This window comes from Prochlorococcus sp. MIT 1341, from assembly GCF_034092415.1.
GTDB lineage: Bacteria > Cyanobacteriota > Cyanobacteriia > PCC-6307 > Cyanobiaceae > AG-363-P08.
Genome location: NZ_CP139304.1, coordinates 709,544 through 729,505 on the forward strand (window position 1 = coordinate 709,544; position 19,962 = coordinate 729,505).

At 40.0% G+C, this 19,962-nt stretch carries 20 protein-coding genes and 1 pseudogene; 8 read left to right on the top strand and 13 right to left on the bottom strand.

The genetic code is table 11. From position 1 onward, the window contains the following. The first annotated feature begins 2 nt into the window (after positions 1-2). Both chlG and SOI84_RS03635 read left to right on the top strand, forming a co-directional pair. Positions 3-956 carry a chlorophyll synthase ChlG gene (gene chlG / locus SOI84_RS03630; RefSeq protein WP_320675051.1) on the top strand — a complete coding sequence of 318 codons (954 nt, stop codon included), beginning with the start codon at positions 3-5 and terminating at the stop codon, positions 954-956. Next, the gene (locus SOI84_RS03635; protein ID WP_320675345.1) at positions 956-2,848 is read left to right on the top strand and encodes a PBP1A family penicillin-binding protein; all 1,893 of its coding nucleotides are present in this window, start codon (positions 956-958) and stop codon (positions 2,846-2,848) included. The genes chlG and SOI84_RS03635 overlap by 1 nt, the downstream gene beginning before the upstream one ends. Positions 2,849-2,919: 71 nt before the next feature. Here SOI84_RS03635 and SOI84_RS03640 read toward each other — a convergent pair whose 3' ends face one another. Both SOI84_RS03640 and SOI84_RS03645 read right to left on the bottom strand, forming a co-directional pair. Then, positions 2,920-4,224, bottom strand: coding sequence for a 16S rRNA (cytosine(967)-C(5))-methyltransferase (locus SOI84_RS03640; protein ID WP_320675052.1), 1,305 nt, complete (start codon positions 4,222-4,224; stop codon positions 2,920-2,922). 71 nt (positions 4,225-4,295) lie between these two features. Beyond that, a pseudogene (locus tag SOI84_RS03645) lies at positions 4,296-4,632 on the bottom strand (MGMT family protein). Between the two features lie 6 nt (positions 4,633-4,638). Between SOI84_RS03645 and trmH the strand changes: the two are divergent. After that, positions 4,639-5,328: a tRNA (guanosine(18)-2'-O)-methyltransferase TrmH gene (trmH, locus tag SOI84_RS03650; RefSeq protein WP_320675053.1), complete on the top strand. Its 690-nt coding sequence runs from the start codon at positions 4,639-4,641 to the stop codon at positions 5,326-5,328. A 45-nt stretch (positions 5,329-5,373) separates the two neighbouring features. On the opposite strand, the gene SOI84_RS03655 is transcribed toward trmH, so the two are convergent. The 3 genes from SOI84_RS03655 to SOI84_RS03665 all read right to left on the bottom strand — a co-directional run bounded on the left by SOI84_RS03655 (position 5,374) and on the right by SOI84_RS03665 (position 9,895). Next, positions 5,374-6,192 carry an ABC transporter permease gene (locus tag SOI84_RS03655; RefSeq protein WP_320675054.1) on the bottom strand — a complete coding sequence of 273 codons (819 nt, stop codon included), beginning with the start codon at positions 6,190-6,192 and terminating at the stop codon, positions 5,374-5,376. 316 nt (positions 6,193-6,508) lie between these two features. Further along, complete coding sequence (gene lepA, locus SOI84_RS03660) at positions 6,509-8,323, bottom strand: translation elongation factor 4 (RefSeq protein WP_320675059.1); 1,815 nt, start codon at positions 8,321-8,323, stop codon at positions 6,509-6,511. A 78-nt stretch (positions 8,324-8,401) separates the two neighbouring features. Further along, positions 8,402-9,895 (bottom strand): malate:quinone oxidoreductase, encoded by a 1,494-nt coding sequence (locus SOI84_RS03665; protein WP_320675061.1) that lies wholly within the window; start codon positions 9,893-9,895, stop codon positions 8,402-8,404. Positions 9,896-9,970: 75 nt separating this feature from the next. On the opposite strand from SOI84_RS03665, the gene SOI84_RS03670 reads away from it, so the two are divergent. Together SOI84_RS03670 and SOI84_RS03675 are read left to right on the top strand one after the other, a co-directional pair. Continuing rightward, positions 9,971-10,216, top strand: coding sequence for a NifU family protein (locus tag SOI84_RS03670; RefSeq protein WP_320675062.1), 246 nt, complete (start codon positions 9,971-9,973; stop codon positions 10,214-10,216). A 54-nt stretch (positions 10,217-10,270) separates the two neighbouring features. Further along, complete coding sequence (locus SOI84_RS03675; RefSeq protein ID WP_320675063.1) at positions 10,271-11,467, top strand: fatty acid desaturase; 1,197 nt, start codon at positions 10,271-10,273, stop codon at positions 11,465-11,467. A 52-nt stretch (positions 11,468-11,519) separates the two neighbouring features. On the opposite strand, the gene SOI84_RS03680 is transcribed toward SOI84_RS03675, so the two are convergent. After that, positions 11,520-11,801 (bottom strand): hypothetical protein, encoded by a 282-nt coding sequence (locus SOI84_RS03680; RefSeq protein WP_320675064.1) that lies wholly within the window; start codon positions 11,799-11,801, stop codon positions 11,520-11,522. Between the two features lie 91 nt (positions 11,802-11,892). Here SOI84_RS03680 and SOI84_RS03685 point away from each other — a divergent pair, with 91 nt between their 5' ends. Continuing rightward, entirely contained in the window at positions 11,893-12,120 is a 228-nt protein-coding gene (locus SOI84_RS03685) for a hypothetical protein (RefSeq protein WP_320675065.1), read from the top strand. Between the two features lie 75 nt (positions 12,121-12,195). Here SOI84_RS03685 and SOI84_RS03690 read toward each other — a convergent pair whose 3' ends face one another. Then, on the bottom strand, positions 12,196-12,942 hold the full coding sequence (locus SOI84_RS03690) for a metal ABC transporter permease (protein WP_320675066.1): 747 nt from the start codon (positions 12,940-12,942) through the stop codon (positions 12,196-12,198). Between the two features lie 147 nt (positions 12,943-13,089). Next, the gene (locus SOI84_RS03695) at positions 13,090-13,785 is read right to left on the bottom strand and encodes an ABC transporter ATP-binding protein (RefSeq protein WP_320675067.1); all 696 of its coding nucleotides are present in this window, start codon (positions 13,783-13,785) and stop codon (positions 13,090-13,092) included. A gap of 459 nt (positions 13,786-14,244) precedes the next feature. Here SOI84_RS03695 and SOI84_RS03700 point away from each other — a divergent pair, with 459 nt between their 5' ends. Beyond that, entirely contained in the window at positions 14,245-15,471 is a 1,227-nt protein-coding gene (locus SOI84_RS03700) for an aminotransferase class V-fold PLP-dependent enzyme (protein WP_320675068.1), read from the top strand. Here SOI84_RS03700 and SOI84_RS03705 read toward each other — a convergent pair. The 3 genes from SOI84_RS03705 to yidD are packed head-to-tail and all read right to left on the bottom strand — an operon-like array spanning position 15,461 to position 17,589. Continuing rightward, positions 15,461-16,984: a UDP-N-acetylmuramoyl-L-alanyl-D-glutamate--2,6-diaminopimelate ligase gene (locus SOI84_RS03705; protein WP_320675069.1), complete on the bottom strand. Its 1,524-nt coding sequence runs from the start codon at positions 16,982-16,984 to the stop codon at positions 15,461-15,463. The two genes, SOI84_RS03700 and SOI84_RS03705, sit on opposite strands and share 11 nt — an antisense overlap. A gap of 18 nt (positions 16,985-17,002) precedes the next feature. Beyond that, positions 17,003-17,323 carry a glutaredoxin family protein gene (locus tag SOI84_RS03710; protein ID WP_320675070.1) on the bottom strand — a complete coding sequence of 107 codons (321 nt, stop codon included), beginning with the start codon at positions 17,321-17,323 and terminating at the stop codon, positions 17,003-17,005. Beyond that, positions 17,323-17,589, bottom strand: a complete 267-nt coding sequence (gene yidD, locus SOI84_RS03715) for a membrane protein insertion efficiency factor YidD (RefSeq protein ID WP_320675071.1) — start codon at positions 17,587-17,589, stop codon at positions 17,323-17,325. The genes SOI84_RS03710 and yidD overlap by 1 nt, the downstream gene beginning before the upstream one ends. A gap of 75 nt (positions 17,590-17,664) precedes the next feature. Here yidD and rpsD point away from each other — a divergent pair, with 75 nt between their 5' ends. After that, the gene (gene rpsD / locus SOI84_RS03720) at positions 17,665-18,273 is read left to right on the top strand and encodes a 30S ribosomal protein S4 (protein ID WP_320675073.1); all 609 of its coding nucleotides are present in this window, start codon (positions 17,665-17,667) and stop codon (positions 18,271-18,273) included. Positions 18,274-18,429: 156 nt separating this feature from the next. Here the strand turns inward: rpsD and SOI84_RS03725 are convergent, their stop codons facing one another. Together SOI84_RS03725 and SOI84_RS03730 are read right to left on the bottom strand one after the other, a co-directional pair. Further along, complete coding sequence (locus SOI84_RS03725; protein ID WP_320675074.1) at positions 18,430-19,230, bottom strand: metal ABC transporter permease; 801 nt, start codon at positions 19,228-19,230, stop codon at positions 18,430-18,432. Continuing rightward, positions 19,223-19,927 (bottom strand): ABC transporter ATP-binding protein, encoded by a 705-nt coding sequence (locus SOI84_RS03730; RefSeq protein ID WP_320675075.1) that lies wholly within the window; start codon positions 19,925-19,927, stop codon positions 19,223-19,225. The genes SOI84_RS03725 and SOI84_RS03730 overlap by 8 nt, the downstream gene beginning before the upstream one ends. Between the last annotated feature and the right edge of the window lie 35 nt (positions 19,928-19,962).

A 19,962-nucleotide genomic window follows, 5' to 3' on the forward strand; every position in this document is an offset into this window, starting at 1 on the left:
AAGTGAGTGACGCCAGACAGCTTCTCGGTATCAAGGGCGCCTCAGGAACAACCAACATATGGAAGTTGCGCCTGCAGTTGATGAAACCAGTTACCTGGATACCACTCCTTTGGGGGGTTATCTGTGGGGCTGCTGCCAGCGGTAATTACCATTGGCAAATAAGTAATGTAATTGCCTCTTTAGCATGCATGCTGATGAGTGGGCCCTTCCTGGCTGGTTATACCCAGACGATCAATGACTATTACGACAGAGAAATCGATGCAATTAATGAACCTTATAGACCAATCCCATCAGGTGCAATATCTCTTATTCAAGTAAAGATTCAAATTTGGGTACTGCTTCTCGCTGGACTAGGTGTTGCTTATGGTCTTGATGCTTGGGCTGGCCATACCACCCCATCAGTCTTACTTCTTGCTTTAGGTGGCTCTTTAGTGAGCTTTATATATTCAGCCCCCCCTCTAAAGCTCAAGCAAAATGGTTGGATAGGCAACTACGCCCTAGGGGCTAGCTATATTGCCCTGCCGTGGTGGGCAGGGCAAGCATTATTTGGCAACCTTACATGGACAACAGCTCTTCTAACTCTTGCCTATAGCCTCGCCGGCCTTGGTATAGCAGTAATCAATGACTTTAAAAGTGTTGAAGGGGACAAAGAGTTAGGTCTTCAATCTTTGCCAGTTGTTTTTGGCATAAAGAAGGCTAGTTGGATTAGTGCCGGCATGATAGATATTTTTCAACTGGTCATGGTTGCCGTACTTATACTAATAGGACAAAAGTTTGCATCAGTATTACTAATTTTACTGATTATTCCACAAATGACTTTTCAAGATATTTGGCTTCTTAGAGATCCTTTAAAATACGATGTCAAGTATCAAGCTAGTGCACAACCTTTTCTAATACTTGGAATGTTGGTTACTGCAATTGCAATTGGGCATAGTCCTCTTATACAGGCCTTGTGATAAAGAAAAACAGGCGAAATTTGCTTGTTTTAATAGGGACATCACTATCTATAGGTTGTATTTTTTCTGTTCTAGAAAATCTTGCAAGTGGTGCAATGGATTCGATATTGCCGGAGGTAAAAGGCTTAGGTGAGATAAGAAGACCAGGAACAATTACACTACTTTCTAGCAATGGAAAAATAATACAAAAACAAGGTCCCGTAACTCGCGAAAGGATAGGGGATCAGACAATTCCGATTATATTAAAAAAAGCCTTTATAGCTTCAGAAGACAGAAGATTTTATAAGCATAATGGAGTAGATGTCTGGGGTATATCAAGAGCCTTAATTAAAAATCTAATCAAAGGATCTGTCCAAGAAGGGGGAAGTACAATAACTCAACAACTTGCCAGAACTATTTTTCTTAGTCAAGACAGAACGCTTGCAAGAAAGGTAAAAGAAGCAGCTCTTGCTTATAAAATAGAACGTCAACTTAGCAAGGATAAGATCCTTGAACAGTATCTAGATAATGTCTATCTTGGATCAGGTGCATATGGCGTTGCTGACGCAGCTTGGATTTATTTTTCAAAAAAACCTGAAGTACTGTCACTATCCGAAGCAGCTCTAATAGCAGGGCTACCACCCGCCCCATCACTATATTCACCACTAGTCAACCCAAGAAAAGCACTAAAACGACGGTCTATTGTTCTAAATAGAATGCAAATGGCAGGGTTTATTGATCCATTAGAGGCAAAAACTGCAAACCAAGAGCCCCTTAATTTAAAACCAGCAGTACCAAAATATTACAACAGTGCTGCGCCATTTTTCACCAGTTGGGTTGAGAAAGAAATCCCAAAAGTCTTAACCAAGGAGCAAATAGAACTAGGAGGGTTAAAGATAGTAACTAGTTTAAACTTAGATTGGCAAAAGGAAGCAGAAAAAGCAATACGAAATTATAGTCCTGGAGAAACTGAAGGTTCTCTTGTGTCTATTGAACCGAATACTGGATTAATTAAAGTAATGGTTGGTGGTAAAAATTTTAGAGATACACAATTCAATAGAGCAACACAAGCGCTGCGCTCACCAGGGTCAACATTCAAGCTTTTTCCATATCTAGCTGCTTTGAGGTATGGCCTAATACCAGAAGACAAAATAATTGACACACCTATTTGCTGGTATGGATATTGCCCCAAAAATTTTAACAACAAATACATGGGAGAAGTTACTCTTTCCGAATCATTAAAACACTCACTTAACACTGTTTCTGTACAGCTATTAGCCAAGGTTGGTTTTAAAAATGTAATTGATATTGCCAACAAATTAGGAATAGGAAATAAGAGAAAGTTAGGAAGATATTACCCTCTAGCGATTGGGGCATATGAGCAAACCCTACTTGAAATGACCTCAGCATATGCGGCCATAACAAATAGAGGTATATTCATAAAGCCAATGGCATTTCAGGAAATAAGAGGGCCAAATAACAATATTTTATGGAGTCTTAAAAAACACGGAAATAAAGGAAATCGTGCTGTATCTCAAGACATTGCTGATACGATGAATTGGATGTTGCAAGAAGTAGTACGTAGCGGAACTGGTATCGCAGCAACTCTAAAAAATAGGCCTGTTGCTGGAAAAACCGGAACATCGGAAGGAGGCAGAGATTTATGGTTTATAGGTTCAATTCCCCAACTTACAACTGGAGTTTGGTTTGGACATGATGACAATCGAGAAACAAAAAGTGGCAGCGGAGAGGCTGCATGGGTATGGAAAAAATTCATGTCAGAAATCGAATCCAACTTGCAAATAATTAACTTTCCCAGAAAACCATCAAAGTATATTAATAGAGCCCCAAAAAGTGGAATATTAATCACACCAAGCAAAGGCCCAAAACCAAGTCTTGGTAATAGAAATTAGCATAAAAGAACGATTTACTGGAAAGGCTCTTTATACTTTTTACCAGTAAGTTTTTAAAGTCAAAAATGCCTTTATAAGCTCCTCTCGATTACTGCGGCATAAAAGCCATCACCATTCTGGTTTAATTGAGGAACTTTCTGCTCTTGATAAACAAGGTTTATATCTGGATGCAACTTAATAAACCTTTCTATCTGATTAGTGTTCTCATCTGGATTTATTGTGCAGGTTGCATAAACAAGTCTTCCTCCTGGAGCCAAAAGAGGTAACAATCCTTCGAGTATCTGATATTGAAGTAACACAAGTTCTTCTATCTTCTTAAGCGACATCCTCCATCGAGCATCAGGGTTTCTAGAAAGAGTGCCTAATCCTGAACAGGGTGCATCAACAAGAATCTTTTCAAAGTTTTTTATCCAAGAAGGCTTCAATTTAGTGAGGATTCTTGCATCTGCACTCAAAACATTTAGACAAGTAATTCCTAGGCGTTCAGCATTGTCCACTAATCGATCTAAACGATTTCGGGAACGATCTATAGCCCATATTTCTCCTCGATTACCCATTAATTCGGCAAGATGAGTTGCCTTGCCACCAGGCGCAGCGCATGCATCTAAAACCCTCTCAAAAGGCTTGGGCTCCAAGAGAGGTGCAACCCATTGAGCAGCCCTATCTTGTACTGTCCAAAACCCCTCACAGTAGCCCGGCCATAAACGAATGTTCCCCGAACCTGATGCCACTTCCATCGCATCAGGATATCCATCTATAGGTGTAATTTTCAATCCATTTCTTTTGAACGCAACCATTAATTCCTTAGAGTTTTCGACTAATAAGCGATTAAGCCTTAAATCAATCGGAGAAACCTGATTAAAAGACCCAGCGACCTTCTCAGCCAATGTCACATCGTGCCAAATTAATAATTTTTCTGCCATCCAGAGTGGCAAGGATTGCTCTTGAGCTAGCAACTTCGAAGGAGAATCTGGAATAGGCAAGCTTCCCCCACACGAAACTTTCCTCTGCGCTGATCTCAAAACACCATTAACTACAGGTGCTAACTTTGCAAAATTAGACGCCTTTGCTAGCTCAACAGAAGTATTTACAGCTGCAGAGACAGGTATCTTTTGCATTTTAAATATCTGATAAAGGCCTAAATGCAGAAGCCAACGAAGAGGAGGGGGCTGCTTTAATGCAGGAACTTTTCCAAGTTGATCAAGCCAACAATCAAGGAAATATCTATATCTTATTGCTCCAAAAGAGATCTCCTTAACCAAACTACGGTCTACATCCTTTAACTTTTTCTCCCCCAAAACACGCTCAAGGGCTATTTCCGCAAATGCCCCTGCAGCTACTGACATAAGAACATCCCATGCGAGCTTCCGAGGCATAAGACCTGCCTTTTTCAAATCCAAAGAGTTAGAAAAGTCAGGGCCTTCGAGCTGCATTAGAGAAAGCAAAATCAACTAGTTATTTGAAATGAATCCTTAAAATCCGTCTTATCACAGAGAAATTCTCTTAGCGGCAAATGTCCTGAAGCATCAACTGGAATACCCTCTTCAATTAAAAGCTGATGCTGCATCCAATCCGAGCCCTGCCTACCAACCCTCATAGAAATGCTTCCCCTAGCATTGACCACTCTATGCCAAGGGAGCTTACAGGGAAGTGATAGACGAGCTACCGACTTGCCTGACCGAACCATATGCACCAATTAACTCTGCTATTTGGGAAGATGTAGCTACTTTCCCATAAGGAATTCTCCTCAAAGCATTCCTTACTCTTAAGTCAAAAGAATTCATCTGGTTATGCCTCTGTTGCCAAGACGATTTAAACGACTGAAAGCAGTTTTAGATTGTCGAATAGAAAACCTGACAGTTTTGCTTGAGGAAGTAGAAAAACCTCACAATCTTTCTGCAATTCTACGCAGTTGCGATGCAGTAGGAGCTCTGGAGGCTCACCTTATAAGCAAAGAGAGCAAAACACCCACATTCAACAGCACTGCACAAGGAAGTCAAAAATGGGTCAAGCTAAACAATCACAAGAGCATTGAAATTGCCATTTCAACTCTGAAAAGTAGAGGATTTAGATTATATGGAACAAATTTATCGCGAGAATCACGAGACTATAGAGAATGTAATTTCTGTGGCCCTACTGCCTTTGTACTTGGAGCAGAAAAATGGGGGTTAAGCGATCAAGCTTGCTCATTAGTTGATGAATCAATACATATTCCAATGAGTGGTATGGTTCAATCACTAAACGTATCAGTTGCAACAGCAATATTACTTTTTGAAGCAGTGAGGCAAAGAAGCCTGGCAGGAATAATTCCACAAAATGGAGAAGGTATTTCTGAGCAGATTTACAATAAACGTCTTTTTGAATGGGCATATCCAGAAGTTGCAAGTTGGTGTATTACTAATAAAAAGCCTTATCCATCCCTAAAGGAAAATGGTGAAATAGTTGAGGATCTTCCAAGAACCTTTAAGATGCGTTATTAAATAAATAACTAAAGTGATAATTTTAAAGGAGAACTCTTTTCTTTACTACTTTACCAATTCTTTGTGATTATCACTAATCCAGGCTTCTAAACCCTCGCCAATAAAAGAAAGCCCAAGAACAAGTATAAACATGGCAAACCCTGGGTAGAGAGCAGTCCACCATATGCCTGTAGGAACAGCAGAAAGTGCCATATGCAAATCATTCCCCCATTCAGGCACTGACTCTGGGAGTCCTAGTCCTAAAAAGCCAAGTCCACCTAAAACCAAAACTGCATCAGCTGCATTTAAAGATAAAAGCACAGGAACTGAAGCGATCACATTTCTAAATAAGTATTTTCTCATTATCCATATTGGGCCAGCGCCAAGAGTGCGTGCAGCATCGATATACATTTCAGATTTTACCTGCGCGGTCTGATTGCGAACAACACGAAAATATTGTGGAATATAGACCACGCACAATGCAGAGGCGGCATTCGGAATTCCTCTGCCAAATAGAAAGGCAAGTACAACAGAAAGAAGAAGGATTGGTAAAGTATAGATAGTATCCATTAAAAGTACTAAGACTCTGTCAAATGCCCCCCCTAAATAACCACTAAGAATTCCAAAAGGAATACCAATCAAAACGGCCAGAGACACTGCTAAGAAAACAACTTGCAAAGCCACTCCGCTTCCTTCTAAAGTCCTAACGCATACATCACGACCCAGGCGATCTGTTCCACACCAATGCTCTAAAGAAGGTGGCGAATATATTGGGTTTTCTAACCCTGTATTTGCATCAGGCAAAAACCCACTCGAAATCAATAAAGGCACTATTAATGCAGCAATCAAGTGTAAAAGGACTATTAAAACCCCAAATCTTGCCATCCGATATGACAAAAGATTAGACCTATGTTGCCTACGAAAAGAGGATATCTTCAAAAGGTCCAGCAAAACACCCCCCTAGCATATATGCTTTTATACAGATACAAGAGGTCCTAAATGCCAATCTCGAGAAATCAAAACATAAATAAAAAAGATTTAGGCCTCACAGTGGGGCATTTGGTTATCATAATTGGAAGTATATTCTTAATATTTATCTTATGGAACACTTTTAACAGTTCAAAGGAAAATGATCAAAGCTTCAGCCCAACAGAAAAAACAATATTATTTTCAACTATAAGCAAGGTTACTTATAGTTTTTCTAACTTGTCTGATTTAGTTTTAAAACTGCCATAAATGCTTCTTGAGGTACTTCAACTTTACCCATTGCCTTCATACGCTTTTTCCCTTTTGCTTGCTTCTTCAATAGTTTTTTCTTCCTTGATATGTCTCCTCCATAACATTTAGCTAGAACATCTTTTCTCATGGCACTAATACTTTCACTAGCGATGATCCGACTACCAATTGAGGCCTGAAGAGGAATCTTAAATTGCTGCCTAGGAATTAAATCTTTGAGTTTCTCCACCAACCCTTTGCCAACTGAATAGGCTTTCTCCCTATGAACAATTGTTGTTAATGGATCAGCCTTCTCCGAATTTATCAGAACATCTAGACGCACTAAATCATTAGCCCTATAACCAATTAAATGATATTCCATGGAAGCATATCCTTTCGTTCTGCTTTTCATTTGATCAAAGAAGTCAGTAACAACTTCAGCTAAAGGCAATTCATAAACCAATGTAACTCGATCAGTAGTAATATATTTCATGTCTATAAAGTCTCCTCTCCGTTCCTGACAAAGAGCCATTAATGTTCCGTTGTAATCATTAGGTGCATATATCTCTAACCTCACATATGGTTCTTCTATTAACTCTCTCTTCTGCGGGTCTGGCAATGTAGCAGGGTTGTCTACCATAATTACACTTTCATCAATCATTTTCACTTTATAAATAACTGATGGAGCCGTAACTATAAGGTCTAAATCATATTCTCTCTCTAAACGTTCTTGAACGATTTCCATATGAAGAAGGCCTAAAAAACCACATCTAAAGCCAAAGCCCATTGCACTACTTGTTTCAGGTTCAAACTTCAAGGCAGCATCTGAAAGTTGCAACTTATCCAGAGCTTCTCGTAAATCAGGGTATTGATCTGCATCAGTCGGAAATAAACCACAAAAAACCATTGGCTTAGCCTCATTATAGCCGGGCAATGGTTCCTTTGCAGGTGAGTTTAAAAGAGTAATGGTATCTCCAACTCGTGCATCTGAAACCGCCTTAATTGATGCAGCTAAATAACCTACTTCTCCTGCATGTAGGTCTTCAACTTTACATTTTTCAGGAGACATAATACCAATCTCATCAAGCTCATAACTCTTATTGCTGGCCATTAAAAGAACCTTTTCTTTAGTATTAATACGACCACTAATAACTCGGAAATAAACAATTACCCCACGGTATGGATCATAATAAGAATCAAAAATGAGTGCCCGTGTCGGATCATCAATAGTATCTTGAGGTGGAGGTATCCGATCAACAACGGCCTGAAGAATCTCATCTACACCTAACCCTGTCTTCGCAGAACAACTAATTGCATTAGAAGTGTCAAGTCCAATTATTGATTCAATTTCCTTTTTAATCTTTTCAGGATCAGAGCCTGGTAGATCAATCTTGTTGAGAACCGGAATGATTTCCAGATCATTTTCTAATGCTAAATAAACATTGGCCAAAGTCTGTGCCTCAACGCCTTGACTTGCATCCACTACCAATAACGCCCCTTCACAAGCCTGTAGAGAACGGCTCACCTCATAGGAGAAATCAACATGACCAGGCGTGTCTATCAGATTTAAAACATATGCCTCACCATCTTTCGAGGTGTAATTCATCCTCGCAGCCTGCAGCTTGATAGTTATTCCCCTTTCTCTTTCAAGATCCATATTGTCAAGAAACTGCTCCTGCATATCACGACCTGCGACGGTACCGGTTTCCTGAAGCAATCTGTCGGCAAGAGTTGATTTGCCATGATCAATGTGGGCAATTATGCAGAAATTTCTGAGGCTTGCAACAGGGACGTCGGTCATTCGATAAACAATTACCGACTAAGCATATTCAATTGAACATACAATCCTAATAAGCACTAGTCATAAAGACATGATGCATTAATCAAAAATGCCTAATAAGTGGTCACTTCGGCTTCTCATACTTTTAATACAACCCGAATCCAATAAAGGGTCTTGGCCATAACTAGGCAAAAGCTCAACAAGTTTTTTTTGCCACGAAACTGATTCCATTTGTTCTGGCCAGCAACGTCTCAAAACTTCCAACATGATTGTTACTGCAGTACTTGCCCCAGGAGATGCACCTAACAATGCAGCTAATGAACCATCATTAGCTGAGACAACTTCTGTCCCCATTTGAAGAACTCCTCCTTTGCTAGTGCGTTTGATGATTTGAACTCTTTGCCCAGCCACCTCAAGCCTCCAATCTTTACTAATAGCATTTGGGAAAAACTCCCTAAGTAGGCCTAATCGATCTTCATCTGTCTGAAGAACTTGACTAACCAAGTAAGAAACAAGATCAAGATTTTGAAACCCTGCTTTCAAAGTCGGGCCAATATTGTTAATCCGAAGAGATCTAATGAGATCTAAGTTTGAACCTTGCTTTAGAAATTTGTTTGTATAGCCAGCATAAGGACCAAACAAAAGCAAGCGGCCACCCCTAATCCATCGGCTATCTAAATGAGGCATGGACATCGGTGGTGCTCCCAACCTAGCCCTCCCATAAACTTTGGCAAAATGCTTCCTGCACAAATCCTGGTCGGAACAAACCAGCCACTTACCACTTACTGGAAAACCTGCATAGTCTTCAGCCTCTGAGATTCCAGATTTTTGTAGAAGAGGCAATGCTCCCCCACCTGCACCAAGAAAAACAAAAGGTGACTGAACATAACGACCTCCTTCGTCACATCTCAATTCAAGCTCCCAAAGGGAATTTTCACGTCTATATAAATTGCTTACTTGTGTCCCAAAACTCAAATCCACGGATCCGTTGGCTTGAAGTATTTCCAAAAAAGAAGATGTCAATGCTCCGAAATCAACATCAGTTCCCCGTTCAACACGAGTTGCAGCGATAGGTTGAGTCTTCCTTCGTCCATCTACCACCAAAGGGATCCATTCACGAATCTCATCCCAATCATGGCTCCATTGCATTTTTGAAAATGCTTCAAGTGAAATAAGTTGATCGAAACGTTTCCTCAAAAAAGCAACATCCTTTTCCCCCGAAACAAAGCTAATGTGCGGAACACGATGCAAGAACTTTGAAGGGTCCAAATTATTCTCTTTACTTAAAGACGCCCAGAATTCCAAGCTTCTTTCATAAGCAAAGTTAATTGATATTGCCTTAGCGACTTCAACACTTCCATCCGCTCTAAGTGGGGTGTAATTCAACTCACAATTTGCCGCATGTCCTGTACCGGCATTATTTAAGGCCGAACTACTTTCAAGCCCTGGGCCTCCAAGACGTTCGACAATCAATAAACGAAGCGTTGGATCAAGCTTATGCAATAAGGAAGCTAACGTGGCACTCATAATCCCAGCGCCAACCATAACTGCGTCATAACGACTGTCGGTATTGTCCAATTGAGAAAAAGCCAAAGTTTTCTACAACCCCTCTGGTCAAATTATGAGCTAACTAACTAGGCTTTGAACAATTCAAAATTAAATTCTTCAATGAGTAATGAAACAATGGCCCTGACAATGGAGAATGTTGAAACTGTTCTAAATGAGCTCAGGCCTTTCTTAATTGCCGACGGGGGCAATGTAGAAATCGTTGAAATTGATGGCCCTGTAGTAAAGGTTCGCCTCCAGGGAGCTTGTGGAAGCTGCCCAAGCAGCACAATGACACTGAAAATGGGAATAGAGCGTAAGCTTCGTGAAGCAATCCCAGAAGTAAGCGAAGTTATCCAGGTTCTCTAGATTCACTTATGTTTTACTAGTCTCTGCCATTAAAAGTCCATAAAGGTATCGTTAGTGGCAACTAGACAAAACATCACTAAGAGAAAACTTATTTCTTCTCCAGCAAAACAAACCAAAACAAAAGCCTTAGGGCGGCCTCTAAGAAGGTCGGACTTTGCTATCTCTCCTTTCCTTGTAAGAAGTAATTCGAGAGCTCTATGGCAAGTCTTATCCACCTTGGGACCAATTATTTTGCTATGGGTAATGATTGGATGGATTACGGAAGCTTCATTACCTTTACCCGTCAAAGTCACTGCTTTATTTCCAATTCTTGGGCTGCTTGTGCTGCTATCTAGTAGAAGTTTCTCCTTAATGCATGATTGTGGTCACGACTCCCTTTTCAAATCCAGATGGCTTAATCGCATCACCGGTTTTCTGCTAGGAGTATTAAATGCAATACCTCAACATCCATGGTCAAGAGGACATGCTTTTCATCACAAACACAACGGCAACTGGCAACTATACCGCGGGCCATCAGCAGTAATTACTCTCAAAGAGTATCAATCACTTTCAAAATTAAACAAGAATATATATGCGATCAGTAGGCATCCATTAATGTTGTTTCCCGGAGGCTTCTTCTATCTTATAATAAAACCAAGGGGTACACTATTTTTAGGCATTCTCGAATTCATTAAAGAGAATACTCTCCAATTAGTTTCCGACATCAAAATCAATGGCATCAAAGGCATATATTTAATTCCTAATAGAATTGCATCTCACAAATCAAGTTTTTGGTACACAAGTGGAGAGTTAGCTGACCTAATAGGAAATAATTTCCTCGTAATTGCGACCTGGTTGTTAATGTCTAATTGGCTTGGAGCTGGTTTTTTCTGGACATACTATTCAATTGTAATGACTATCTCTGCAGCAATTTTTATATGTGTTTTCTTTGTGCAACATAATTTTGAAAATTCCTATGCACATAGCACTGACGACTGGAGTTATATAAAAGGTGCCACTGAAGGAAGTAGCAACCTAGAGGTACCTCGCTGGTTGAATTGGTTTTTTGCCGATATATCTTTCCATAGTATTCATCACATCTGCGAAAGAATCCCGAACTATAATCTTAGAGAATGCAACATGTACAACAAAGATCTACTTGCAGACTCGAAAAAACTTAGTTTGAGTGAAATCTCAAATTGCTTTAAATATATTTTATGGGATGAATCCTCACAGGAATTAACTACTATTCAAAATGCAAACATAAGCTAAAAGTCAAATAATTTTATTAGCACTACAAAGCTAAACTTTTTTTCATTACATCTTACTCATTACAAGTAATTTTATTTGAAAGTGCATTTAACATTGCTTCCCTCTCTAAGGGAGGTATTGGAATGCATAGCAAATCATCCACCCTATCGATTCTCCACAAAAGACGACTATGAGGATCCTCTGGAGATTCTCTTACATAATGAAAACCCTCATGAAATAATTTTTTCTTCTCATCCAACTCCTTCATGGTAATCCCTAAATACTCTATAAGTTCTGAAGTAGAGAACCATGGATTGGTCAACTCATCAGAGAAAGAGTTAAATTCTAAAGGCATAAAAAGCATCTTTTTCTTACAGGATCCCTCTAAGATGCAAATAAGCAAGAGCTAATTGAAAACTCATCTATCAAATGGTGAAAGGCTAATCATGAGAAAACCCTTTAACGAGGATCAAAATGCTATTGACCCTGAAGTAATTCCCCCAACAAGTAATTCAGGTAATCAAGCAATTTCCTATCTACCCAAATGGGCTCTATATGGCGGCATTGGCTTGACTGCCTTACTTGCAATAGGAATTCTACGAGCTATCTTCCCTCTGCTATGCATTGCTTTCTTAGGAGGCTTAATCCTGAAGTTAAGTAAAAGATCTCAATGACGCTATCAAAGGGTTGGGACACTTAGAGAAAAGAAAAACTAAAAAAGATAAGTCTTATGATTACCTATCAAAAAATCATCCATTACCCCGGCCCCACCTAGGCAAGAAAAAGAGACTAATCGCACCAATAAGTGGACCTGGAGGCAAATTGAAAATAATAGCTAAAAGGAAACCTCCTGTAGATAAAATGACTCCAAAGGCTGCAGATCGAATCATCGCGACCTTTAGGCTTTTAGCATTTGCGAGACCTAATAAAGAAGGGGCACAAAGTAGACCAATAACCAAAACAATCCCGACTGCAGCCATAGAGCTAACTACTACTAAGGCAGTCACAAAGCCAAGAGCCAATCGCATTGAAGAAATAGGCAATCCATTCGCCGAAGCACCTTCAGAATCAACACCCAAAAAAACAAATTCTCTGTAAAAAAAACCAATCAAAATCAGAAACGTAAATGATGCAAATAAAGTTCTTCCAAAATCACCCCACCCAACTGTAAGTAAATCTCCAAATAAAATGGCTTCTAGATCAATCCTTAACCCCAACAGGGGAATCAATAGAACCCCTAGACCTAAGAAACCAGCAAGTACAGCATTAATTACGGCTTCATTCTCCTCAACTCTTTGACGCGACAATCTCTCTGCCACTAAAGCACCAAGAAGACCACTCAAAACTCCACCGAAAGCAGGGTCAAGGCCAAGAGAAAGCGCTAAAGCCAGGCCAGGAAGGACAGCATGCGAAATCAAATTCGCCTGCAAAAGGCGACCATTAGTAATCAACAAAGTTCCTGTCGCAGGGCACAAAATACCTACGAGAATGGTCATAAGGAGGGGCGTCAACCACCAATTAGAAAGTTCTAAAGGCATAAGACACAGCGAAAGAGAATTCTCTCGAACAGAAGTTCCAGGGCAAATACTTCATTAATAAAAAGTTTCCCAAACCAACTCCTCTTTCCAAATCTCAAAGAAACCTTATCCACAACAATGATTACCCATACTTGGAATTGCACCAAGCTCCTTCCTAACATCTTCGGGACTACCATCTGCCAAAACTATATTGTCCAAAACAATAACTCTGTCATACACATTCAAAGATTCACCCCAGTCATGACTACTTACAAAAAAAGTATATCCAGCATCAGCCAATTGTCTCACAAGCACTAAAAAAGCCTCTCTTGATGGTGGGTCTAATGCAGAACAAGGTTCATCCAAAAGAAAAACTTGAGCAGACTGCATCAGTGTCCTCGCTAACAAGGTTCTTTGTTGTTGCCCCCCTGATAAAGCATCAAGTCTTTTAGATGCAAGTTCAGACAAACCTACGCGTTGCAAAGCCGCTGCCAAATCACAACATCCAGATTGCGATCCACCTATCCTTCCTAAAGAGACTAACTCCGAAACAGTGATCGGGAAATGCCACTGAATTGAATTTCTCTGAGGCATCAATGCAACTCTCTCCCGGCACTTCCCCAGTGGGACTCCACCAACAAATATTTCACCTGAATCAGGGGGATACTGACCTTGTAATAAACGTAGAAGGGTTGACTTCCCAGAACCATTTCGGCCCACTAAAGCAGTTAGTGTGCCTGGCTCAAGATTCAACGAAATGTTTTGAACAATTGCATCCTTTCCGTATGAGAAGGATAAATCACTAGCAATTAAATTCATCACAATGTTTAGCTAAAAAAGAAGCATAAAATGACTCCTTACAACTTCGATTTAGCTTTAGGAGAAAGAATTTTACCTGAAGAAATTAGCATAAAAGCCTTACCGATGGTAATTTAAATCATTTTAATCAAAAAGCGATTGCCTTAAAAGTAACTGTATTTTTCAAAATAAAGCAAACTAAATCTCACTAAATGTAATTTATTAATCCAACCTAACCTGATCAATCGATTAGGTTAGGTTGGATTAATGGTTATAACACAAATAAAAAATTGAATTCACCAGAAACTTAAAAGACAAAAAAAGGGTAAGATATAAAGACGAGCAGATCTTTAGAGAATGTGCCAGAAACGAAAAAAAGTTTTGAATTTTCCGAATGCCTACGTCCAAATAATTAGTATGGCCTTATATTTTCCAACAAGATACTAACCCCTTTCCCCTTTAAAAGCCTTCAAAAGGATAATCATGCACTCTACATTGAACCAAGCAAACTCTGCTGGAAAAGGGCATTTAAGAGAATTGATGCCGGCTCTAAAGAACAAGAAATACTTCAATTATGGTGGCCAAGGTCCACTACCAAAACCTTCACTAGAAGCCATAAATGAAAGCTGGGAAGAAATACAAGAAATGGGTCCATTCTCAAATGATGTATTTGCATATATATCCCGTGAAATTACTAAAACCAAAGAACTTTTAGCTAGCATGTGTATGGTTACCCCAAACCAAATAGCTCTCACAGAAAATGTAACCTCGGGATGTATCTTACCCCTATGGGGGTTGCCATTTAAGACAGGTGATAGGTTTCTAATAAGTGATTGTGAACATCCGGGTGTCGTAGCAGCTTGTAAAGAATTAGCGAAAAGAAAAGGGATCTTTATTGATGTACTTCCTATCCAAAATCTTAGGTATAGTTTAGCACAAATCGATGATTTGGAAAGAGTTTTCCTGGACTTAATTGATAAGTATATCACTCCTAGTACTCGTCTTGTTGTTGTGTCGCACATACTTTGGAATACTGGCCAGGTTATACCAATCAAAGCCTTAGGTGACTATTTAAAATCTCAAGTAAGTAAACCCTACCTACTAGTTGATGGTGCGCAAAGTTTTGGGCAAATTGCCATTAATGAAGAAGCGAAAATTGCTGACATATATGCATTTACTGGTCATAAATGGGCATGCGGTCCAGAAGGTTTGGGTGGGGTAGCTCTTTCAGGAAGGGTACTTACTGAGTCGCAACCAACATTAATTGGTTGGCGAGCCCTTAAAAACGAAAATACAATACTTAATTCCACGGATAACTTATTCCATAATGACGGTAGAAGGTTTGAAATTGCAACAAGCTGCGTACCATTGCTTGCAGGCTTGAGATGCTCCTTAGGACTCCTCGAAAAAGAAGGAGCTTTAATAGAAAGATCAAACATTATTCAACAAAAAAGTGCTGCTTTATGGCTTGAACTATCAAAGATAGATTTGGTTGAGCCACTCCTTGAAGGGAATCCTCCTGCAGGATTGGTAAGTTTCACTCACAAAGGAAGAGCCTCACCTAGAAAAATAGTACAGAAACTAGGAACATCTGCTATTTGGATAAGAGACTTGGTAGAACCAAAAAGTCTTCGAGCTTGTGTTCATGTAACTACTGATGAAGGGGAAATGAGAAGCCTTATCGAAGCAATTAAAGCAATCAAGATTTAACCTTATTCTTTAGAGCCTTCATAGCTATTTTACGATCATCAAAATCCATCTTTTTCTTACCAATAATTTGGTAATCTTCATGACCTTTTCCAGCTATAAGCACCAAGTCAGTTGGCTTAGCTAATTCGATTGCTTTAGTTATCGCGACCTCTCGATCTTCTTCAACTTCTATCTTTTTCCCGCTTGGTATTCCTCGAAGAACATCGTCAAGAATGTGCCTGGGGTCTTCTGTTCGAGGGTTGTCCGAAGTTACAAAAACAGTGTCAGCAAAATCTGCCGCTATAGAGCCCATCAACGGTCTCTTAAGTCGATCTCTATCGCCGCCACATCCAAAAACACAAATAATATCCCTTTTTGCAATTGGACGTAATGACAAAAGAGCATTCTTCAATCCATCAGGAGTATGTGCATAGTCAACAAAAACCTTTGGTATCTTAGACACATTCAATGAATCAGGGACTATCTTTTCCATTCTTCCAGGAACACCAGAAAATTCAGAGACTTTCTCCAATAACAATTTCAGAGGTAATCCCTGTTGAAGTAATACTCCTGTCGCCTGTAATATATTCATCAAATTGAAACTACCAACAAGAGGGGAGTGAAAATATCCCTCTCCGTGTGGACTTACCAAAAGACCACTTACACCACTCTCCTGCATGTTAATTTCCTTGATAAATAATTCAGCTTTCCCGGACTGAAAGTTTTCCTGATTAAGGGACGCTCTCCAGCAACATTTGCCAAGACGTTCTGCGAGCAATTCTCCCCATTTATCATCAACATTAATAATGGCTCTACTATCTCCTGGCAGAAGATATGGAGGGAAGAATAATTTTGATTTTACAGCAAAATATTCTTCCATTGATACATGGTAATCCAAGTGATCCTGTGTGAGATTAGTAAACACTGCTCCAGAGAAATTACAACCAGATACCCTGTTTTGATCGAGCGCATGAGAGCTGACTTCCATTACTCCAAATTCAACACCAGCCTGTAAAGAACGAGACAAATTTTCCTGTAGCTGATCCGCAAAGTTTGTTGTATGAATTGCGGTTTGACTAAAACCAGGCCATCGATTTACAAGTGTTCCTAATAGGATCGTAGGCTTTCCAAGAGCAGCACACAGATGTTCAATTAAATAAGTAGTTGTTGTTTTGCCATTTGTTCCAGTAACCCCAAGAAGAGAAATCCTCGAAGAGGGCTTGTTCCAATAAAACGAAGCAATTTCACCGATCCATCTTGTTACTGGGTCAGGGAGAATTGCTACAGGGTCTTCGGAGCATGGATTATCGGTTTTAGCTGCAGAAGCGCTGATTAATGCAGCCACACAACCTTTCTCAATAGCGTCTCTCCAAAACACTCCTCCATCGATTCTTTGGCCAGGAATTCCTAAAAACAAATTTCCTTCTTTTACATAACGCGAATCACATGTGAGACCAAGCACTAATGGATTTGCTAGGTTGCAAGGTATAGGCAAATCCACCCCCCTCAGCAAAGAATGAAGCTGGTAGGTCATTGATAAATCAGAAAGGGTTTAGGAGGTCTTACCAGAATTAAACAAATCAGTACAGGTCTTTTGCAACCAATAAAACAACCTCTCTCCATTAAGGCGAGGTGAGACTCTTGGTAAGACTCTAAGATCAAGATCTAAATGTTCTCCTAAAGCCATTACTGGTACCAACAGATCATATCTACGTCGAAGAGTTTCTGGCGTCTGAATACTGTCGATATCAACAATGACTAATCTTAGCGGTGGCGTAAGTTCTTCGAGATTCAGATCATGCAATTTCTCTTCTAAGCCTTTGCATAAACAACAGCCTTTTCGGCTGAATAAAAACAATATAGAAGACTCCATTAATCTGGGACAGGGTCACACGCGCAAGGCGTAAATGGATGACATTTAGCTAAGCGTTTTAATGTAAGCCAGCCTCCTCTCCATGGCCCATGTCGAGAGATAGCCTCAACTCCGTAAGCACTGCAAGTTGGTATGAACCTACATCTAGGTCCAAGAATTGGTGAAATCCACCTCTGGTAGAGCCCTATTAAGAACAGAAGCATTGCACTTAGAACTCGATTTACAAACATAAATCTGTCACGAGATAGAATGTGAGATTCGTTCATAGCTAAAGATTGCTTGGGGGCAACAAAACCCCTAGCAAGCTTGTCTAAAAACGATTATCCCTCCTTCTGATAATTATGTCTCGTTACCGCGGCCCTCGTTTGAGGATTACGCGGCGCTTGGGAGACCTACCAGGTCTCACCCGGAAGGCCGCAAAACGGTCACATCCGCCAGGTCAGCACGGCCAAGCCCGTCGCAAGCGCTCTGAATACGCTATTCGTCTCGAAGAAAAACAAAAACTAAGATTCAACTACGGAATTTCTGAAAGACAACTTGTCAGGTATGTCAAAAAAGCTCGGGCTCAAGATGGTTCAACAGGGACCAACCTATTAAAATTACTTGAGAATCGACTGGACAACACCTGTTTTAGGCTTGGATTTGGCCCAACGATCCCTGGATCCAGGCAGCTAGTAAACCATGGGCACGTTACGGTCAATGGGAAGGTTCTAGACATCTCCAGCTATCAATGCAAGGTAGGTGATGTGATTGCAATTCGAGAAAGAAAGGGAAGCAAAAAGCTAGCCGAAGGAAATCTCGAATTCCCTGGCCTCGCAAATGTCCCTCCTCATTTGGAGTTTGATAAATCAAAAATGTCAGCAAAAGTCACTGGGCGGTGTGAACGTGAATGGGTCGCGCTCGAAATCAATGAACTACTTGTAGTTGAGTACTACTCACGCAAGGTCTGACACCTGAGTTACAGACTGGGTTCTCGGCGAATCTCAATACTATTACTCCAACTTTTCTCCAACCCCTGCTTAGTCAGGGGTTTTTCATGTACAAAGTTCTGCCTTTTAGTTCAAAAACAAGCCAATAACTCCGTAGGTCTAATTACACAAAAGAGATCAATTATTTCTTTTTCTAGGTAACAATCCTATTAAAAGAATGCATAAAACAGCGACAAGGGGACCTGGGGACAAATTGAAAACAATCGCAAACAAAAAACCTAAAACTGAGATTAAAGACCCAAAGATTGCAGATCTAACCATAGCAACCCATAAAGATGGGGCTTGTTGCAGACCTAATAAGGCAGGAGTGGAAAGCAAAGCAATTACAAGAATGACTCCAATTGCAGACATTGAACTAACAATAACAAGCGCAGTCGTAAGGCCAAGCAGTAAATTTAAATAAGATACTTTTATGCCACTGTCAGAAGCCCCTTCCGGGTCTAATCCAATATGTACAAGCTTTTTGTAACCAAAAAGCATCAAAGAAATAAATACTAAGAAAGAAATAATAGTTCTTGATAAGTCGCCTAAATTTGCAGTTAATAAATCCCCAAATAGAACAGATTCTAAATCGATCCTAATTCCAACAAGAGGTATAAGGAGAACACCAAATCCAAGAGAACCAGCAAGAATTGTATTCATTATTGCTTCATAATTTTCATTTTTTTTGTTTGTTAATGCTTCTGCTGCAAGAGATCCAAACAATCCACTGAAAACACCTCCTACAGAAGGACTAATGCCAAGTGCTACTGCTAAAACCAACCCTGGCAGGACACAATGAGAGATTAAATTAACTTGCAGAAGTCGCTTATGGGTAATTAATACAGTACCCATGGCCGGGCACAATATTCCTGTCAATAGAATTACGCAAAAAGGAATTAACCACCAAGTTTCTAGGGTTGAGTAAAAATCAAGCACGGCAATAGCTACCATGCATACTGCTAAATGAATCAAGTTTTTCTTTCACAACTTCAGGAGTACCAAAAGCCAAGATATGCTTATCCAAAGCAACGACCTTGTCATACGCGTTTAGAGATGTTCCCCAATCGTGACTACTAATAAAAAGTGATAACCCAGCATCAGCCAACTGGCGAATGATTAATAGAAAGTCTTCTCTTGCAGGTGGATCTAAAGCAGAACAAGGTTCATCAAGAAGCAAGATTTTTGCTGGTGTCATTAAAGTTTTTGCAAGTAATGCTCTTTGTTGTTGCCCGCCAGATAAGGAGTCGAGTCTCCTATTTGCCAAATCAGATATTCCAACTCTTTGTAGTGCAGCTTCTAATTCACAACATTTTGATCTTGAATGATTCACCCGTCCTAAAGCAACCAATCCTTCAACAGTGATTGGAAAATTCCAGTTCAACTTTCCTCTTTGAGGCATTAGAGAAACTTGAGCTCGACTATCAAGCAACGGATGCCTATCAATGGTGATTTCACCTTTGTCAGGCTTATTGCGGCCTTGAAGTAGGCCTAGCAATGTTGACTTACCAGCACCATTTGGACCAACAAGTGCAGTCAAAGTTCCAGGTTTGAGCTCAACTGAGACATCATCCAAAACAAGTTGACTTTGCCTTGAATAGGAATATGTCAAATTTTCAGCAATCAAACTGGCCATGGATTAAGACCGTTTCCACACGAAATAACAATATG